The sequence below is a fragment of the Flavobacteriales bacterium genome, from assembly GCA_016713875.1.
In the GTDB taxonomy this organism is placed as follows: domain Bacteria; phylum Bacteroidota; class Bacteroidia; order Flavobacteriales_F; family PHOS-HE28; genus PHOS-HE28.
Map to the genome: position 1 here is coordinate 1,921,052 of JADJOI010000003.1, position 15,588 is coordinate 1,936,639.

Here is a 15,588-nt window from a genome sequence, read left to right on the forward strand (position 1 = left end):
GATCAAATGAACTTGAGCGCGCGATCCAGGCCAGGGTCCATCCTAAAGCTTCACCGCCTTGCGGATCATCGGCTCGCCATCGACCAGCAGGGTCACGTGGTACAGGCCGGGCGCCAGGTAGCCCGTGTCCCAGTCGCGCCGCTGCGGACCGGCGGACAAACTGCCTTCGAACAGGGTGAAGAGCTCCTTGCCCATCCCATCGCTCACCAAAAGCGCCACCCGCGCCGACCGTGGGAGTTCGAACCCGATCACGGCCTGATCCTGGAAGGGGTTCGGGGTGATGGTGAGGCGCACATCGCCCTCGCCCGCCACTGGGATCGACCGGAGATCGGTGCCGGGTTGGGGAGCGCGACCGTCGGTGGCCCCTGAGCCTGCGCAGCAACCGGCGAGATCCTGTTGCATGGCGATGATCTGGGCCTGTTGTTCGTGGATCGCCCCGATCAGCAGTGGAATGAGCTTGACATAGTCCACGCCCATCACCGGAAACGCCGCGCTGACCTGGTTGCCCAGGCTGTCATATTGCGCAGGATATATGGTGGTCGACACCGCCTCCGGGATCACCTGTTGAACCTCTTGCGCGAGCAATCCAACTTGTAGGTCGGGGCTCAGCTCCATCATCGGATAGTCCGCGGTCAGGAACTGATAGGACTTCGGAGCCAGCTGAAGGACGCGCGACAATCCCTCGGTCAGGTCCGTGATGTTCGTTTTCAAGTTCTGGTCCGAGATCACGATCGTGCCATTGACCAAGTGAATGTCCCCTTGCACCCAGACATCATCTTCGAACCAGCCGGCCCAGTTCGTCGTGCCTCCGGAAGCGGACGCCCTGATCCCGTAGTTCGTGGTGGCTTGGGTCGCCCGAGCACGCACCCCGTAATTCTCTGCCGGCCCAAGGGACTCCGCAAAGAACCAACCCCCGTAGTTCTGGCGAGCGAACGAGGCTTGGCCCATGACCCCGACATTGTTGAGCAGTCCGGGATCGTTGAGGCCGGAGGCGAAACCCCGGACACCGAGGTTGTTGGTGGCCAGCGAGCCGGCCGAGAAGGAGGCCTGCCCTTCCACCCCGGTGTTGTTCAGGGTGATGCCTCCGCGGAGGTCGGCCTGACCGTACACACCACGGTTCCCTTGTGAACCTCCGCCTTGTGCCACGGTCAACTGAGCCACGCTCTTCACACCATAGTTCTGGTTCTCCGCGTCCTCACTGAAGAAATTCCCGCCGATGCGTGTGGTGCTCACCGCACCCGTGCCGGAGGTCACCTGCACGTCGAGCCCGTTGGAGGTGACATCCGCGCCTTGCACAATGCAGCGGATGCCGTAGATGGCGTTGTTGGCATCCGGGGTGCCATCAACGACGTGCAACTTTGCGGTCGGTGTTGGAGTACCGATGCCCACGTTCTCCTCCTCGTCCGGACAGGCCCCATTCGGAGGACCTACCGCGGTCCACACATGCTGCACCAGGTTCCCCATCTCCCACTCGCAGTTGTTCGGCAGGTTGCTGAAGGGGCGGTGCTCCAGCACACCGGTGGTCATGTTCACGGTCACCACCTCGTTGCTGCTGCTCAGCGGATCGGTGGGCAGGGATCGGATGCGGACCTTGCCGTTGAGCACATCCAGCCGCTCGCTGGGCTGCGTGGCGCTGTTCACATAGTCGCCGATGCCCACGAAGCCCTGCACCGCGTCGTTGGCGTTGGCGCGGTAGGGCCGCAGACGCAGGAGCTCCAGGCCGTTCACTGTGCCTGCAGAACCGCCCGCGCCGAGGGCACCCACGAAGCGGAAGGTCGCATGGTCCCAGGCATGGGCATCGCCGGCCGGCAGGGCGTTATCGCCCCACACGAAGCCGAATGCGCTGTTGTCATCCTGCTCAGCGCCGGTACCCGCCGTGCCTTGGTCGTAGAGCTGCCCCACGTAGGCCAGATCGCTGTTACCCGTGAGCGTGATGCCATTGCGGAACTGCGGACGGTAGCCGAACGTGGCCGGAGACGCACCTTGCGTGGGATGCACCAGATGAACGCGGGACCACGGGGCGTTGGGGTTAAGGACGAATCCTTGCGCATCGTTCTCCCCAATGGCCACAAAGCCTAGGCGGTTCAAGGTATATCCGTTCAGCAATGTCCCGGCTGTTCCGTTGAAATGTATAACCACCCCGTCCATGTCTGAATTCCTCAGCCAAAGATTCCCTGTTCCATTCATCGCCTGAACGTTAAAGGCGTTGGCAGGATTCACGTGCCATAATCTTCCTATCTCCCACTGCCCTCGCACCATGCTCCAGTTCTGGTTGTTCCCATTGCCTACATCCGTCCGGAAGGTGCAATTCGAAACGCCCCACTGATCGACAACCGGCAACTGGTCGCCACGGACCCGGAGGGTGGCAAAGTCCGAAGCGGCGGTCCCGATGGTCATATTCAACGGATTTACACCTGGCAAGAGGGCATCGGGCGCTAGGTACGTTCGGCCAAGTCCGTTAGTCAGGCAATGATCCCCGTCATTCTGCGCCCGAACCGATAGGCCAAAACCCATCAGTGACACAGCTACCCACACGCCCATTCGCTCTTTCATGGCTGTTGAGGTTTAGGGTGAAACATGAACGACTTGGACGGGCTGGTATGACCCCTGGCCGTCCTCCAGGTGTAAGCCGTACAGCCCTGCCGGAAGGGCCTCCAGACGTATCTCGGTCTGAGCACCCGTGGATGACTGCTCGCCGCTGAGCACCGACTTACCACACGCATCCACGAAGCGATAGCGCAGCGTACCGGCAATCTGCCGCTCGAACGCTAGGTTCACGGAGCCCTCGCAAGGCATGGGGTACACCAAGACCGATCGCAGGCGTGTGAGCACTTCCGCACCGACCGCCGCGGTGCAATAGCTCAGATCGAACGACGCACGGACATCATCGACAAGAGCATATGCCACGCCAAACGTTCCAAATCCGGAAGAGTCTACCAAAGTTTGCTCGCTAAGGGAGTCTGCAAAGAAATTCCCCACGGCCACGTACGAATACGCCGAATCTGGAACGTATACATCGGACACCATATACCAAATCGCGCTATCCGTTGGAACAAAATCGACGTGCAATGCAGCAGAATTAGGATATAGGTAGCTGACCCAATCGATCGGGAATTCGGTGAAGAACTTCAGGCCCAGACCCTTGCTTGAGTACTCCGTGGAATTCCCCGAAAAGCTACCCCAGCCGCCCATAGCCGTTCGAAAAGACAGGCAGACCGGGACGCCAGGTTGCAACGGTTCAGTGAGTTCCACACCAACGATCTCGCGATACCATGGAACCCCCCCCCCCCCCGTGGTGGCCAAGCCCACGTATGCTTGTCCGTCGGAGGCATACTGATAACCAAATTGATTGAGTGGCACATCTGCAACGCCATTTAGGTTACACGCGTTAAAGTAGTCGGCTGATGTTGTGTGAAGATTGGTCCACCCGGTCAGGAAGACACTACTGATCAGTTCTGGGCATGAGGTGTACTCCTCAAAGCTCCCATTGGGCACAAGGTTCTGGCCTGCGCTCAACAACACGCTCGTTAGCGCCACAGATATCGCCGCTACTCTCTTCATGGGTACACAAGCTATGCTTTGCGCTTCTGAGATCATTCAGTTCAGAGCTAGAAATAGTTTTCAACCGTTCGCCTTCCTTCGTGCCACAATCGCCCGATCTCTTCTGTGCCTCGCACCATGCTCCAGTTCTGGTTGTTCCCACTGCCTACATCCGTACGGAAGGTGCAGAGCGAAACACCGAACGCATCGTTCACCGGCAATTGGTCGCCGCGGACGCGGAGGGTGGCGCCAAGACCAGGTGCCGTGCCCACGGTAAGGTTCACAGGTGCGACAGGCACCTGCAAATCCGTTGCAAGCGAAGTTTGACCAACAGGGTTCGTGATCAGGTGATCTCCATCATTCTGCGCATGCACCAAGCCGGTAAGGCCCAGCAAAGAGAAGCCGAACAGGTGAAGTCGTCCCGTTCTCATGATGAAAGGTGTTAGGGTGAAACAGCAACCAAACGAACTGGCGCATAGGCACCAGCATTGTCATATATCCGAAGCACATAGGCTCCACATGTTAGGTGGCCGGTTGCAATAACGAACGGCCCTGAACGAGGTCCATTCGACCCCGTCAATACCCGCTGGCCATAGCTGTCGAGCAACTCCCAGCAAAGCAATCCATGCGAATGAGCAGGCACTTCCACAATGAACCGATCCACGAACGGGTTCGGGTAAGCGCCAACAATACGGGGGTCTTCAATCGAATGAATTCCATTGCTCCCACAGTATTGTAGGTCGCTGGATACGCGCACGTCGTCAATAAATGCGTACGAAATACCAGCCGCTCCGAACCCGGTGGTATCCAGTGGTTGAATCGCGGACATCGAGTCTGCGAAGAAGTTCCCAATGGCGAGCAGGGTGTAGTTGGAATCAGGTATGAATTCGCCGCTCACTAAATACCAAATAGCGGTATCCGTAGGCACCACATCCATGGAGACTGCCGCCGAATTCGGGTAGAGGTATGCGGGCCAATCGGTCGGGAACTCATGGTAGAAGCGCATCCCGACGCCCTTGGACGTGAACATGGCTGAACCACCGTCCCAGGAGCCAAAACCACCCAAGGCCATCTTGAACGACACACACACCGGAACACCCGCTTGCAAGGGTTCTGTCAGCGCTATACCCACGACCTCGCGGTACCAATCCAGGCCCGGGAATGTCGTTGCCAAGCCTATATAGGCGTTACCATCTGCCGGTTCTTGGTATCCGAGTGTATTAAAGGGCACCCCAGCAACGATGTTCGCCTGACATCGGTTGAAGTAGTCCGCCGAGTTCGTATGCAGGTTCAGCCAGCCCGTGGCATACTGCGCAAACCCAACGAACTCGGGGCATTGGGTAAACTCCTCAAAGGACCCATTAGGCACAAGGTTCTGGCCTGCGCTCAACAACACGCTCGTTAGCGCCACAGATATCGCAGCTACTCTCTTCATGGGTACACAAGCTATGCTTCGCGCTCTGTGAATTATTCCGCCCGGCTCCAGAAATAGTTCTCAACCGACGCGCGTCGATGAGCCGTTCGTGTTGAAGGGTGATGCCCGTCGCATCCTGAACCAGCCCCTACCTTTCTCCCATGTCCCGCGAAGCCCTGCTCGCCGCGCTGCCCGACCTGGTGGCGAAGGGCCTGATCACCGGGGAGCAGGCCGAACGCATCCGGGCGGAGTACACGGGTTCCGGCGTTCCGGAGGACCGGAAGGGCCAGCGCATGACGGCCGTGCTGGGCACGGTGGGGGCGGCGCTGATCGGCCTGGGCCTGGTGCTGCTCGTGGCGCACAACTGGGACGGCCTCCCGCGCGGGGTGCGTGCCCTGGTCGCCGTCCTGCCCGTGCTGGCGGGCCAGGCGATCGTCGCCTTCGGGCTGTGGCGCCGTCCCGGCCGCACGGCTTGGACCGAGGGCGGCTCGGTGTTCCTGGCCGCGGCCGTGGGCGCCTGCCTGGCGATCATCGCCCAGCTCTTCCACCTCGGTGGCGCGCTGCACGACTTCGTGCTGCTGTGGTCGGTGCTGATCCTCGGGCTGTGCTACGTGCCGGGCTCCGCGGTGGTGGGCCTGGGCGTCCTCGGCCTCATCACCTGGCAGGCGGTGCTGGTGCGCATGGAGAACGACACCCTGCCGTGGGCCTGGGCCCTGCTGCTGATGGCCTTCCTGCCTGCGGCCGTCCGGCGCATCCGCGACGCCGAACGGCGCGTGGCCGCGGGCTGGACGGGTGCGATGCTCGCGATCGCCATCGCGGTGGGCGTGCACCTCTTCATCCCCGAATGGCATCCCGTGGTGGTGGTGGGCACCGCCGCGCTGGCCTCGCTCTTCACGCTCACGCCCTGGTGGTCGACCACCCCGGCCCCCGGCACCACCGCGATGCGCCGTGTGGGCGACGTGCTGCTGCTGTGGCTTCTCCTGATGCTCGGCTCCTTCACCGTGGTGGACGCGGTGCAGGACGCGGACGACCGGCCCGGCGCGGCGGCCGTGGTGGTGGCCGTGCTCGTGCTGGCCGCCGGCGGTGCCTATGCCCGGGCCTGGCGGCGGCGGCGCCCACTGCAGGGCGGCCCGCTGCCCGAGGGCTTCGTGGCGATCGGGCTCCTGTACCTGGTGTCGCTGGCCTCGCCGTGGATCGCCGTGGTGCTGGCGAACGTGCTGACGCTGGCGCTGGGCGTGTGGCACGTCCGCGAGGGCGCGCACGCCGGCGCGTTGCGGCGCACCAACCTGGGCCTGCTGCTGATCGCGGTGCCCGTGCTGTGGCGCTTCTTCGAGGTGGACCTGAGCTTCGTGTGGCGCGGCCTGGCCTTCATCGCCATCGGCACCGCCTTCCTGCTGTTGAACCTGCGCCTGCTGCGGGCGCGCAAGCGGTCCTGACATGCGGCGGCCCCTGTGGATGTTCATGATCATCGCCCTCGCGCAACTGGCCGCGCCGGCCTGGATGATGTGGCGCTACGAACGCGTGCGGCTGCACGGCACCGAACACCGCTTCCGCACTGCGCCCATCGACCCGCGCGACCCCTTCCGCGGCGAGCATGTGATCTTGGAGTTCGAGGCGGAGACCGGTCCGTTCCCGCTGCCCGAAGGCTGGACGGATGGACCGCTCCATGCGGAGCTGGGCGCCGACAGCGCGGGCTTCGCGGTGATCGTGCGGCTGGGCACCGGTGCGGGCGAAGGTGATGCGGTGGCCGTGACCGTGGAGGACTGGAGCGTGAACGCGGACGACCGCACCGTGGGCCGCGTGAAGCTGCCCTTCGACCGCTACTACGTGCGGGAGGGCCAGGGACCGCGCACCGAAGCGTTGCTGCAGCCCACCTGGACGGACGAGGAACGGGTGGAGCCGCTGCCCGCCCATGCGGTGGTGCGCGTGCGCGACGGCCGGGCGGTGGTGACGGACCTGGTGATCGGCGGACGGTCGCTGGAGGCCTGGATGCGCGAGCCTTCCTGAACATCCACCGGCCACCAGCTTCAAGCCCCCGGCCGCCTGCTTCCGCTCCCTCAGCGTCCTCTGCGCCTCTGCGTGAGGGATATTCCGCTCCCACCACCGGCCACCAGCTTCAGGCCACCGGCCACCCTCTTCCATCCCCTCGGCGTCCTCTGCGCCTCTGCGTGAAGGCCGCTGCCAGGGCGATCACCGTCCGGGCCGCATCCGGGCTCCATCCTACCTTGCCGCCATGCCCCGCGTGCTCATCGCCGACGACGACCCGCTGAGCGCCGACCTGCTGGCCGCGCACATGCGCAAGCTGATGCCCCGCGCTGAGGTGGTGCTGGCGGCGGACGGCACGGCCGCCCTGGCCCGGTTGCGGGAGGCTCCCGTGGACCTGCTCTTCCTGGACCTGGACATGCCCGGCATCAGCGGGCGCGAGCTGTTGGAGGCCACCGACCCCGGCTGCCCGGTGGTGATCGTCACCGGCGACCCCAGCTTCGCGCTGGACGCCTTCCGTTTCAACGTGGCCGACTACCTGGTGAAGCCCGTGACCTTCGAGCGCTTCGCGCAGATGCTGCGCAAGGTGGGGCCGCGCACGGGGCCGAACGAGGGCCCGCGCGACCAGGTGTTCATCCGCGCCGGGCAGGAGATCGTGCAGCTGCGCCTCAGCGAGGTGCGCTTCATTCGCAGCGACAGCAACTACGTGCGCTTCGTGCTCGACGGCCGCGAGGTGAGCAGCCTGATCAACCTGAAGGACCTGGAGCAGAAGCTGCCGACGGACTTCGTGCGGGTGCACCGCAGCTACATCGTGAACCTGGCCCACGTGGAGAAGCTGGACACGATGGACGTGAAGGTGGGCCGCGAGCTGATCCCCGTGAGCGAGACCTACCGGGCGGAGCTCATTCGCCGGCTGCACCTGCTGTAGCCGCCAGCTGCGCCTGGCGCAGCATCAACGCACGGTCGCAGCAGGCCATGGTGCGCAGCAGCATCGCGACGTCCGCCGCATCGCCCATCAGGGCTTCGGCCGTGGCCGACATGCCGAAGAGCACGGCGTGGGGCCTCAGCTTGTGGCGCACACGCGGCAGCACGTCCGCGTCACCACCATCCGCCGCGCGCAGCACGTCCGCCCGCCAGGAGGCGAGTTCGCGGCGGTACTGCGTCATCACGCGCAGCAGCTTCTCGGCATCGCGGTCGTACTGGTCCTCCAGCGTGGCCAGTTGCGGCGGTCCGGTGCACGGGCCTTCCGCACGGCCGGTCCAGAAGGCGGCGGCCTCGGCCAGCATGCCGCGGTCGATGGGCTTCACGAGCCGTGCGTTGAGCCCGGCCTTCAGCGCCTCGGCCTCCTGCTCCGCATCCGCATAAGCGGTGACGGCGAGCATGGGCACATAGCGATGGCGGCGCAGCCCGCGGATGCGCATCGCGAGCTCGGTGCCGCGCATGTCGCCGCCCAGGTCCATGTCGATCAGCATCAGGTCGAAGGCGTGTCCATCGCAGGCCGCCAGCGCGTCCGCGGAACCGGCACAGGATACGAGCGACCAGCCCAGCGCGCCGGCCCACTGCGCGAGCAGTTCGCGGTTGGTGGACACATCGTCCACGTGCAGCACGCGCAGGCCGCGCACCTGGTCCGGCGCGGGAGCGGGGGCGGCGGGCGCGGTCACCGGCGCATCCAATGGGGGCAGCTCCACGGTGAAGCGGCTGCCCAGACCCGGGCTGCTGTGCAGGGTGATGGTGCCGCCGAGCAGCTCCACCAATCGCCGCGTGATCGCCAGGCCGAGGCCTGCCCCATCGCTGGTGTTGTCGCCCGTCCGGGCCCGCTCGAAGCGCAGGAAGATGGCACGCTGCCGGTCCTCGGCGATGCCCGGACCGGTGTCGGACACCTCGACCACGAGCCGCTCCTCGCGCAGCCGCACGCGCACATCGACCTGCCCCTGCACGGTGTACTTCACCGCGTTGGCCACGAGGTTGTCCACGATGCGGTGCAGGCGCAGCGGATCGCTGACGACATGGGCCGGAGCCTGGGTGAGGTCGAGGCGCAGGGCCAGTCCCTTGGCCTCGGCGGCGGGCAGGTGCGTGCGGGTGATGTCGGTGAACAGGGCATGGAGGTCGAGGTGCGCGGCGTGCGGGGTTTCCCGGCCGGCGTCGATGCGGGCGTGCAGCAGCAGGTCGTCCACCAGGTCGTGCAGGCGGCGGGCGCTGCGTTCGATCACGTCCAGGCGATCGCGGTCAGCGGTGCTCAGCGCACCGCGGTCGATGCCATCGGCCATGCCCAGGATGGCCTGCAGCGGGGTGCGCACATCGTGGCTGAGGTTGGCGGTGATCTCGCGGCGCAGGCGGTCGGCCTCTTCGGCGGCGTGGCGGGCCTGCTGCAGGTCGAGCACACGTTCGTCGATGCGCTGCTGCATCTGTTCCAGGCTGCGGGCCAGACGGCCCACCTCGTCGGATCGGTCGGTGGGCAGGGCCGCGCCCCCGGCCCCGGCGGCATAGCGCTCCACCTGCGCGGTGATCCGGTCGAGCCGCGCCGCCAGGCTGCGGGCGAAAAAGAGACCGAGCAGCGCGAAGCCCGCGGCGATGCCCAGCGTGAGGCCCAGGGCCCGGTCGCGGCGGGCGTCCAGTTCGGCGAGCAGCGGGGCCGCGTCCGCGCCAAGTCCGAGGTGGAGCGTGTAGGGCAGCGGGGTATCGTCCAGCGCGCGGAAGGTCCACCACCGATGGCCCACCGCCACCACGCTGTCGGGAGGTGGTAGCGGTGCACCGGTCACGGACTCCGGATCGACGAGGCCGCCCTGCTCGGAGCGGAACATGTGGGCGGTGTCCGGGTGCAGCACCACTTCACCATCGGGGCGGATCAGCACCAGCGTCGAGGTGACGCGCTGATCGGCCAGCAGCTCGGCGGACAAGGGGCGCAGGTCGGCGTTGATCACCACCAGCCCCACAAGCGCGCCGTCGGGACCGAAGAGGGCGCGGGCCGCGCGGAGGGTGGGCATCAACGGGCGCGACAAGGCGCCGTGCTCGCGGTTGAGGTCGATGCGGGAGAAGTAGGTCTCGCCGGGCGCCAGGGCCAGTGCCGCCTGGTGGTAGTCCCGGTCGCCTTTGGCCTGCAAGGCACTGTCGGCAATGCGCAGCACGCGGCCGTCGATGCGGTCGAAGCGCACCCGCTCCATGCCCAGGCTGTCGGCGGCCAGCAGGCGCACCTGAGCGTAGGCGGCGCGCGAGCGCAGGAAGCTCTCCATCAGCAGGGCCACACGCTGGAGGTCGGCGGCGCGCACCAGGCTGTCACCGGTGGTGTCGTTCGCCAGGCGAAGCACCGGGTCGTTGGTGGCCAGGAAGGCGATGTCGTCCGCCAGCGTGGCCGTGAAGGCGCGCAGGCGCAGTTCGGCCAGGTCGAGGTCGTGGCGCAGGTCGTTGCGCACGGTGAGCTGAACCTGTTCGCGCACGGCGCGGTACACCAGGAAGCCGGCCAGCAACGCGGCGCACGTCACCAGCAGGGTGAACACCGCCACCGTGCGGGTGACGATGGAGCGGTGCCAGGGGGTGCGCGAGGGGGAGGCCATCATCGGCGATCGTTCGGGGCCATACGGCCGGCGTGGTGGAACGCGAGCACGGCGCCCACGGCAGCGAGCAACGGCGCGAAGGTGGTGCCGAGCAGCGGCACCTTCATCAGCAGGCTGAAGGCCGTGCCGTTGCCCAGCACCAGACCGAGGTGGGCGTTCACCGTGCGCACGCTGTCGGCCAGGCGCAGGCGGCGGCGTTCCAGGATGTAGTCCACCGCGCTGAACCCATAGAAGTAGGCGCCCACGATGAAGAGGGCCAGCGTGGCCAGCGGCACGAAGAGCGGCATCACCAGGGAGAGCAGGCCGATGGCCAGGCCGATGGTGAGCTCCAGCACCCCATTGCGAAGGGCGATGGCCGCTCCACGCAGCGCATCGCGCAGCACCTGGGCCAGGCTGAACGGGTGCTCGGCGCCGGTAAGGAGCTCCTCGGCGCGTTCGCTCGCGTAGGCCAGCAGCGGCGACAGCAGGATCAGCACCAGGTACTTGTTGAGCGAGAGCAGCAGGTAGAGCACGAGCAGCTTCAGGGCCAGCCAGGTGAGCGCCTCGCGGGTGGCGTTGAACACGCGCTTCAACGCGGCCCACCAGCCCGTGTCCTGAGCAGGGTCCACCTGCAACCCCAGCTGGCTGGCAAGCCATGCGCCGAGCTCCTCCACCGGCCCCTGCAGCAGGGCGAACAGCCCGAAGGTGAGCAGCGCCCAGAGCAGCAGGGGCACCAGGAACATCCAGGTCATGCGGTGGCGGCGCATGAAGCCGAAGGCCTCCACGAAGCTGCTGAAGCCGTTGCCGAAGCCGTCCATCGGGGATGCGCAAGGTAGGGGCGCCGCCCGGCTACCTTTGGCGCTCCGCATGGACCTGTCCGCCCTCACCGCCATCTCGCCGCTCGACGGCCGTTACCGCGCACGCGCCGCGCCGCTGGCCATCTGGTTCTCCGAACTGGCCCTCATCCGCTACCGCCTGGTGGTGGAGCTGGCCTACTTCCGCTTCCTGTGCGAAGTGCCGCTGCCCGAGCTGCAGGGCACCGATGTGCGCCGGCTGGACGGCCTGTTCGGGCGGGTGTCGGCGTTGAGCGAGGCCGACGCGCAGGCGATCAAGGCCATCGAACGCACCACCAACCACGACGTGAAAGCCGTGGAGTACTGGCTGAAGGAGCGGCTCGATGAGCTGGGCCTCGGGGATCGCAAGGAGTTCGTGCACTTCGCGCTCACCAGTCAGGACATCAACAACACCGCCCTGCCGCTGCTGATCAAGGAGTTCGTGGGCGTGTACTACGTGCCGCAGCTCACCGCCTTGCGCGACCGGCTGCACGGGCTCGCGCTGGAGTGGGCGCAGGTGCCGATGCTGGCGCGCACCCACGGGCAGCCGGCCTCGCCCACCCGGCTGGGCAAGGAGCTGCAGGTGTTCGTGGAGCGGCTGGACGTTCAGTTGCGCGCCCTGCGCGCGGTGCCCTTCACCTGCAAGTTCGGCGGGGCCACCGGCAACTTCAACGCGCACCACGCGGCCTACCCCGAGCTCGACTGGCCGCGGCTGGCCGACCGCTTCTGCGACACCCTGCTGGGCCTGCAGCGCCAGCAGTTCACCACGCAGATCGAGCACTACGACCAGCTGGCGGCGCTCTTCGACGCCATGCGGCGCATCAACACCATCCTGATCGACCTGTGCCGCGACGTGTGGCAGTACATCAGCATGGACCACTTCCGCCAGCGCACCAAGGCCGGCGAGGTGGGCAGCAGCGCCATGCCGCACAAGGTGAACCCCATCGACTTCGAGAACGCCGAGGGCAACCTGGGCCTGGCCAACGCGCTGTTCGCGCACCTGGCGGAGAAGCTGCCCATCAGCCGTTTGCAGCGCGACCTCACGGACAGCACGGTGACGCGCAACATCGGTGTGCCCATGGCCCACACGATGCTGGCGGTGGACGCCATCCGGCGCGGGCTGGACAAGCTGCTGCTGAACGAGGAGGCCATCCATCGCGAGCTGGACGCGCAGTGGGCCGTGGTGGCCGAAGGCATCCAGACCATCCTGCGCCGCGCCGGCTACCCCGAGCCCTATGAGCGCCTGAAGGAGCTCACCCGCGGGAAGGACCGCATCGCTGAAGCGGACATCCACGCCTTCATCGACCGGCTGGACGTGAGCGAGGCGGTGAAGCAGCAGCTGCGCACCCTCGACCCGCGCCACTACACCGGGGTGGACCTGATGAGCCGGATGATCCCCTAGGCGGATGCGGACGCGCGTGTGGATCGCCGCGGCGGTCGGCCTCGCAGCGACCGCCGTGCTGCTCGTGCAGTGGTGCGACAAGCGAGTGCGGACGGCGAGCGCCCCGCACCTGTACGACCACGCCGCCGACGTGCCGCTGAACCGCGTGGCCGTGCTGCTGGGCACCAGCGCCCGGGCGAGGGGCGGTGGCCCGAACCTCTACTTCACGCATCGCATCGCCGCCACGGTGGAGCTGCTGAGGACCGGGCGTGTGCAGCACGTGCTCATCAGCGGTGACAACCGACATGCCTCGTACAATGAGCCCTGGGACATGCGGCGGGCGCTGATGGCGGCCGGGGTGGACAGCACGCGCATCACGCTCGACTACGCGGGCTTCCGCACGCTGGACAGCATGGTGCGGGCTCGCGATGTGTTCGGGCAACCGGGCTTCGTGGTGGTGAGCCAGCGGTTCCACACCGAGCGGGCCGTGTTCCTGGCGCGGCGCCTCGGCATCGCGGCGGTGGGCTATGATGCGCCGGACGTGCCTGCGGGCTACGGCCGCCTCACGATGCTGCGCGAGAAGCTGGCGCGGGTGAAGCTGCACCTCGACCTCTGGCTCGGCGTGGGGCCGCACTTCCCCGGGCCGCCCGAGCCCATCCGCTTCCCCGGAGCGTGATCATGCCCCGGCCAGGCGCTGGAAAGCCACCAGGTCCGTGCGGGGGATCCGCTCCAGGCCCAGGGCACGCATCTGCGTCACCACCTGGCCGCGGTGGTAGCTGCTGTGGTTCAGGGCGTGCATGATCATCTGCCAGGCGGGCTGGGCATAGGGGTTGCCCTTCAGGTCGTGGTAGCGGCAGGTGGCCATCAGGCCCTCTTCATCGAGCGAGCGCGCATAGCCGGTGAAGCGCTCCACGTGCGGCATCAGCGTGTCCAGCTCCTGGGTGGGCTCGGCGGGCCAGCGCATGGTGGCTCCGGTGAGGCGGAGGAACCACGCGTTCTCCGCATCGCGGATGTGCATCAGCGTGCCGCGCAGCGTGGGGAAGCTGCTGGCGGCATGCCGGTCGAGCAGGGCATCGGGCTCCTCCTTCAGGCGGTCGACGAAGGCGGTGCTGGCCCAGTGGTCGTAGGCGGCGTATTGCTGGATGAGGGTGCTGAGGTGGCTCATGGGTGGATAAAGCTGTTCAAAATTCCGACGCGCCGTTCGGCGATCGCCATGCGGCACCGGTCGAATTTCGCGGGGACAAAGTGCGCATGATCGGAACGCTGTTCGGCAAGAAGAAGATCACCGAGGACCGCCTCGCCAACGTGTTCGTCAACGCCCTGCTGGAACTGGTGGGGCATGGCTTCGCCGACGTGGCCGCCGAGCTGAACGAATCACCGGAGCTGGTCGCCGAGCAGGTGCTCGACCCCTCCGACGACGGTGCCTTCCTGATGACCGTGCTGGCCGGCAACCTGCTGGAACTGGACAGGCAGCTGCCTTCCGGGCTGGACCGTCGGCTGACGGCGCTCGTGCTGAGCAAGTTCGCGCAGGCCACGGGGCTCCGCTCCTCCGACCTGGAACGTGAGGTGGGCGCGCTGAAGGCGATGATGGCGCGCCTCAACCACCCCAGCAAGAACACGGTGTACGCCATGAGCCGCGCGCTCTTCCACCAGTACGACCTGTTCGGCCACCAGACGTGTGATCTCCTCGCCGATGGCCAGTGCGGCCGTGGCGGCGGGTGATGGTGCGTTGAGCACATGGATGTGGGTGCCACGTCGCTCGATGCGGAAGTCGTCCACCATGGCCCCGTCGGTGCCCAGCAGCATGGCCCGCACCCCGGCGCGGCCCGGGCGCAGGTCATCCATCTCCAGGGAAGGAACCAGCCGCCGCAGGGTGCGCAGGAAGAGGCGCTTGCTGAAGGCGCGGCGGTATTCGTCGATGCCGTAGCGCATGTTCTTCATGAAGAGCTTCCAGGTGCCGCCGTAGCTCAGCGCATCGGCCGTGTCGCGCAGGTCCACGTCGGTCTTGCCGTAGCCCTCGCGTTTGAAGGTGAACACGGCGTTGGGCCCGCATTCGATGCTGCCGTCGGTCATCCGCGTGAAGTGCACGCCCAGGAAGGGGAAGCGGGGGTCGGGCACGGGGTAGATCAGGTGGCGCACCTTGTGCTTGGCATGGTCCTCCAGCTCGTAGTAGTCGCCGCGGAAGCCCACGATGCGCTCGGGGAAGCGCACCCCGTCGGCCTTGGCGAGCCGATCGCTCTGCAGGCCGGCGCAGAAGATGGCGTGCCGGGTGCGGTAGGCGCCCTTGGTGGTACGGAGAATGCTGAAGGCCTCGCCGTGCTCGGTGCCGATGACGCGTTCGCCCAGATGCACCGCGCTGCGCGGGTTGAGGGCGAGGGCGAGCTCGGTCATCTTCGCGGTAGCGCCGCGGAAGTCGATGATGCCGGTGCAGCCCACGTGGATGCCGGCGATGCCGGTGCAGTGCGGTTCGATCTCCCGGATCTCCTGCGCGTTCACCCGGCGCATATCCTCGATGCCGTTGGCCTGGCCGTGCCCCCAGATCTTGTCCAAGCGGGGCAGCTCGGCAGGGTCGGTGGCCACGATGAGCTTGCCGCAGACGTCGTGGGCGATCCCGTGCTCGCGAGCGAAGGCCACCAGCTCACGGCGGCCGGTGACGCAGTTGCGGGCCTTGTAGCTGCCGGGCTTGTAGTAGATGCCGCTGTGGATGACCCCGCTGTTATGGCCGGTCTGGTGGTCGGCCAGGACCTGCTCCTTCTCGATCAGCAGGATGTCCAGCTGCGGGAAGCGGGCCTGCAGCTTGTGGAAGGTGCCGGCACCCACGATGCCGCCGCCCACGATCACCACGTCCCACGTGCGTCCGTTCTCCATGTCGGGTGTGTTGCCTGCGGCGCGAAGGTATCGGGCCGG

The 15,588-nt window shown here is 66.5% G+C and carries 14 protein-coding genes; 5 read left to right on the plus strand and 9 right to left on the minus strand.

From position 1 onward, the window contains the following. Positions 1–42: 42 nt before the first annotated feature. The 4 genes from IPJ87_09815 to IPJ87_09830 form a co-directional block, all read right to left on the minus strand. Positions 43–2,088, minus strand: a complete 2,046-nt coding sequence (locus tag IPJ87_09815; protein MBK7942149.1) for a tail fiber domain-containing protein — start codon at positions 2,086–2,088, stop codon at positions 43–45. 477 nt (positions 2,089–2,565) lie between these two features. Further along, positions 2,566–3,561, minus strand: coding sequence for a hypothetical protein (locus IPJ87_09820; GenBank protein ID MBK7942150.1), 996 nt, complete (start codon positions 3,559–3,561; stop codon positions 2,566–2,568). 47 nt (positions 3,562–3,608) lie between these two features. Then, positions 3,609–3,971, minus strand: coding sequence for a hypothetical protein (locus IPJ87_09825; GenBank protein ID MBK7942151.1), 363 nt, complete (start codon positions 3,969–3,971; stop codon positions 3,609–3,611). 11 nt (positions 3,972–3,982) lie between these two features. After that, entirely contained in the window at positions 3,983–4,975 is a 993-nt protein-coding gene (locus IPJ87_09830) for a hypothetical protein (GenBank protein MBK7942152.1), read from the minus strand. Positions 4,976–5,115: 140 nt separating this feature from the next. Between IPJ87_09830 and IPJ87_09835 the strand changes: the two genes are divergently transcribed. From IPJ87_09835 to IPJ87_09845, 3 genes are all read left to right on the plus strand, one after another. Further along, entirely contained in the window at positions 5,116–6,390 is a 1,275-nt protein-coding gene (locus tag IPJ87_09835; protein ID MBK7942153.1) for a DUF2157 domain-containing protein, read from the plus strand. Between the two features lies 1 nt (position 6,391). Beyond that, a complete protein-coding gene (locus IPJ87_09840; GenBank protein MBK7942154.1) occupies positions 6,392–6,961 on the plus strand; it encodes a GDYXXLXY domain-containing protein in 570 nt (189 codons plus the stop codon). Between the two features lie 226 nt (positions 6,962–7,187). Next, entirely contained in the window at positions 7,188–7,865 is a 678-nt protein-coding gene (locus IPJ87_09845; GenBank protein MBK7942155.1) for a response regulator transcription factor, read from the plus strand. Here the strand turns inward: IPJ87_09845 and IPJ87_09850 are convergent. Both IPJ87_09850 and IPJ87_09855 read right to left on the minus strand, forming a co-directional pair. Next, positions 7,840–10,491: a response regulator gene (locus IPJ87_09850; GenBank protein ID MBK7942156.1), complete on the minus strand. Its 2,652-nt coding sequence runs from the start codon at positions 10,489–10,491 to the stop codon at positions 7,840–7,842. The genes IPJ87_09845 and IPJ87_09850 overlap by 26 nt on opposite strands. Then, positions 10,488–11,285: an EI24 domain-containing protein gene (locus tag IPJ87_09855; GenBank protein MBK7942157.1), complete on the minus strand. Its 798-nt coding sequence runs from the start codon at positions 11,283–11,285 to the stop codon at positions 10,488–10,490. Before IPJ87_09855 ends, IPJ87_09850 begins: the two co-directional genes overlap by 4 nt. 49 nt (positions 11,286–11,334) lie before the next feature. Between IPJ87_09855 and purB the strand changes: the two genes are divergently transcribed. Next, the gene (gene purB / locus IPJ87_09860) at positions 11,335–12,702 is read left to right on the plus strand and encodes an adenylosuccinate lyase (protein ID MBK7942158.1); all 1,368 of its coding nucleotides are present in this window, start codon (positions 11,335–11,337) and stop codon (positions 12,700–12,702) included. Between the two features lie 4 nt (positions 12,703–12,706). Further along, positions 12,707–13,357, plus strand: a complete 651-nt coding sequence (locus IPJ87_09865; protein MBK7942159.1) for a YdcF family protein — start codon at positions 12,707–12,709, stop codon at positions 13,355–13,357. On the opposite strand, the gene IPJ87_09870 is transcribed toward IPJ87_09865, so the two are convergent. Genes IPJ87_09870 through lhgO form a run of 3 tightly spaced genes read right to left on the minus strand, consistent with a single transcriptional unit; the run spans position 13,358 to position 15,549 of the window. Then, positions 13,358–13,846 carry a DinB family protein gene (locus IPJ87_09870; protein MBK7942160.1) on the minus strand — a complete coding sequence of 163 codons (489 nt, stop codon included), beginning with the start codon at positions 13,844–13,846 and terminating at the stop codon, positions 13,358–13,360. Next, complete coding sequence (locus IPJ87_09875; GenBank protein MBK7942161.1) at positions 13,843–14,022, minus strand: hypothetical protein; 180 nt, start codon at positions 14,020–14,022, stop codon at positions 13,843–13,845. Before IPJ87_09875 ends, IPJ87_09870 begins: the two co-directional genes overlap by 4 nt. A 33-nt stretch (positions 14,023–14,055) precedes the next feature. Further along, positions 14,056–15,549 carry an L-2-hydroxyglutarate oxidase gene (gene lhgO / locus IPJ87_09880; protein MBK7942162.1) on the minus strand — a complete coding sequence of 498 codons (1,494 nt, stop codon included), beginning with the start codon at positions 15,547–15,549 and terminating at the stop codon, positions 14,056–14,058. Positions 15,550–15,588 lie beyond the last annotated feature (39 nt).

What these genes read in the sequence shown, in the direction of transcription:
- IPJ87_09835 (MBK7942153.1), top strand. Translation starts at nt 5,116, where the DNA reads ATGTCCCGCGAAGCCCTGCTCGCCGCGCTGCCCGACCTGGTGGCGAAG.
- IPJ87_09875 (MBK7942161.1), bottom strand. Translation starts at nt 14,022, where the DNA reads ATGCCCCACCAGTTCCAGCAGGGCGTTGACGAACACGTTGGCGAGGCG.
- IPJ87_09865 (MBK7942159.1), top strand. Translation starts at nt 12,707, where the DNA reads ATGCGGACGCGCGTGTGGATCGCCGCGGCGGTCGGCCTCGCAGCGACC.
- IPJ87_09845 (MBK7942155.1), top strand. Translation starts at nt 7,188, where the DNA reads ATGCCCCGCGTGCTCATCGCCGACGACGACCCGCTGAGCGCCGACCTG.
- IPJ87_09820 (MBK7942150.1), bottom strand. Translation starts at nt 3,561, where the DNA reads ATGAAGAGAGTAGCGGCGATATCTGTGGCGCTAACGAGCGTGTTGTTG.
- IPJ87_09825 (MBK7942151.1), bottom strand. Translation starts at nt 3,971, where the DNA reads ATGAGAACGGGACGACTTCACCTGTTCGGCTTCTCTTTGCTGGGCCTT.
- IPJ87_09870 (MBK7942160.1), bottom strand. Translation starts at nt 13,846, where the DNA reads ATGAGCCACCTCAGCACCCTCATCCAGCAATACGCCGCCTACGACCAC.
- IPJ87_09840 (MBK7942154.1), top strand. Translation starts at nt 6,392, where the DNA reads ATGCGGCGGCCCCTGTGGATGTTCATGATCATCGCCCTCGCGCAACTG.
- purB (MBK7942158.1), top strand. Translation starts at nt 11,335, where the DNA reads ATGGACCTGTCCGCCCTCACCGCCATCTCGCCGCTCGACGGCCGTTAC.
- IPJ87_09855 (MBK7942157.1), bottom strand. Translation starts at nt 11,285, where the DNA reads ATGGACGGCTTCGGCAACGGCTTCAGCAGCTTCGTGGAGGCCTTCGGC.
- IPJ87_09830 (MBK7942152.1), bottom strand. Translation starts at nt 4,975, where the DNA reads ATGAAGAGAGTAGCTGCGATATCTGTGGCGCTAACGAGCGTGTTGTTG.
- lhgO (MBK7942162.1), bottom strand. Translation starts at nt 15,549, where the DNA reads ATGGAGAACGGACGCACGTGGGACGTGGTGATCGTGGGCGGCGGCATC.
- IPJ87_09850 (MBK7942156.1), bottom strand. Translation starts at nt 10,491, where the DNA reads ATGATGGCCTCCCCCTCGCGCACCCCCTGGCACCGCTCCATCGTCACC.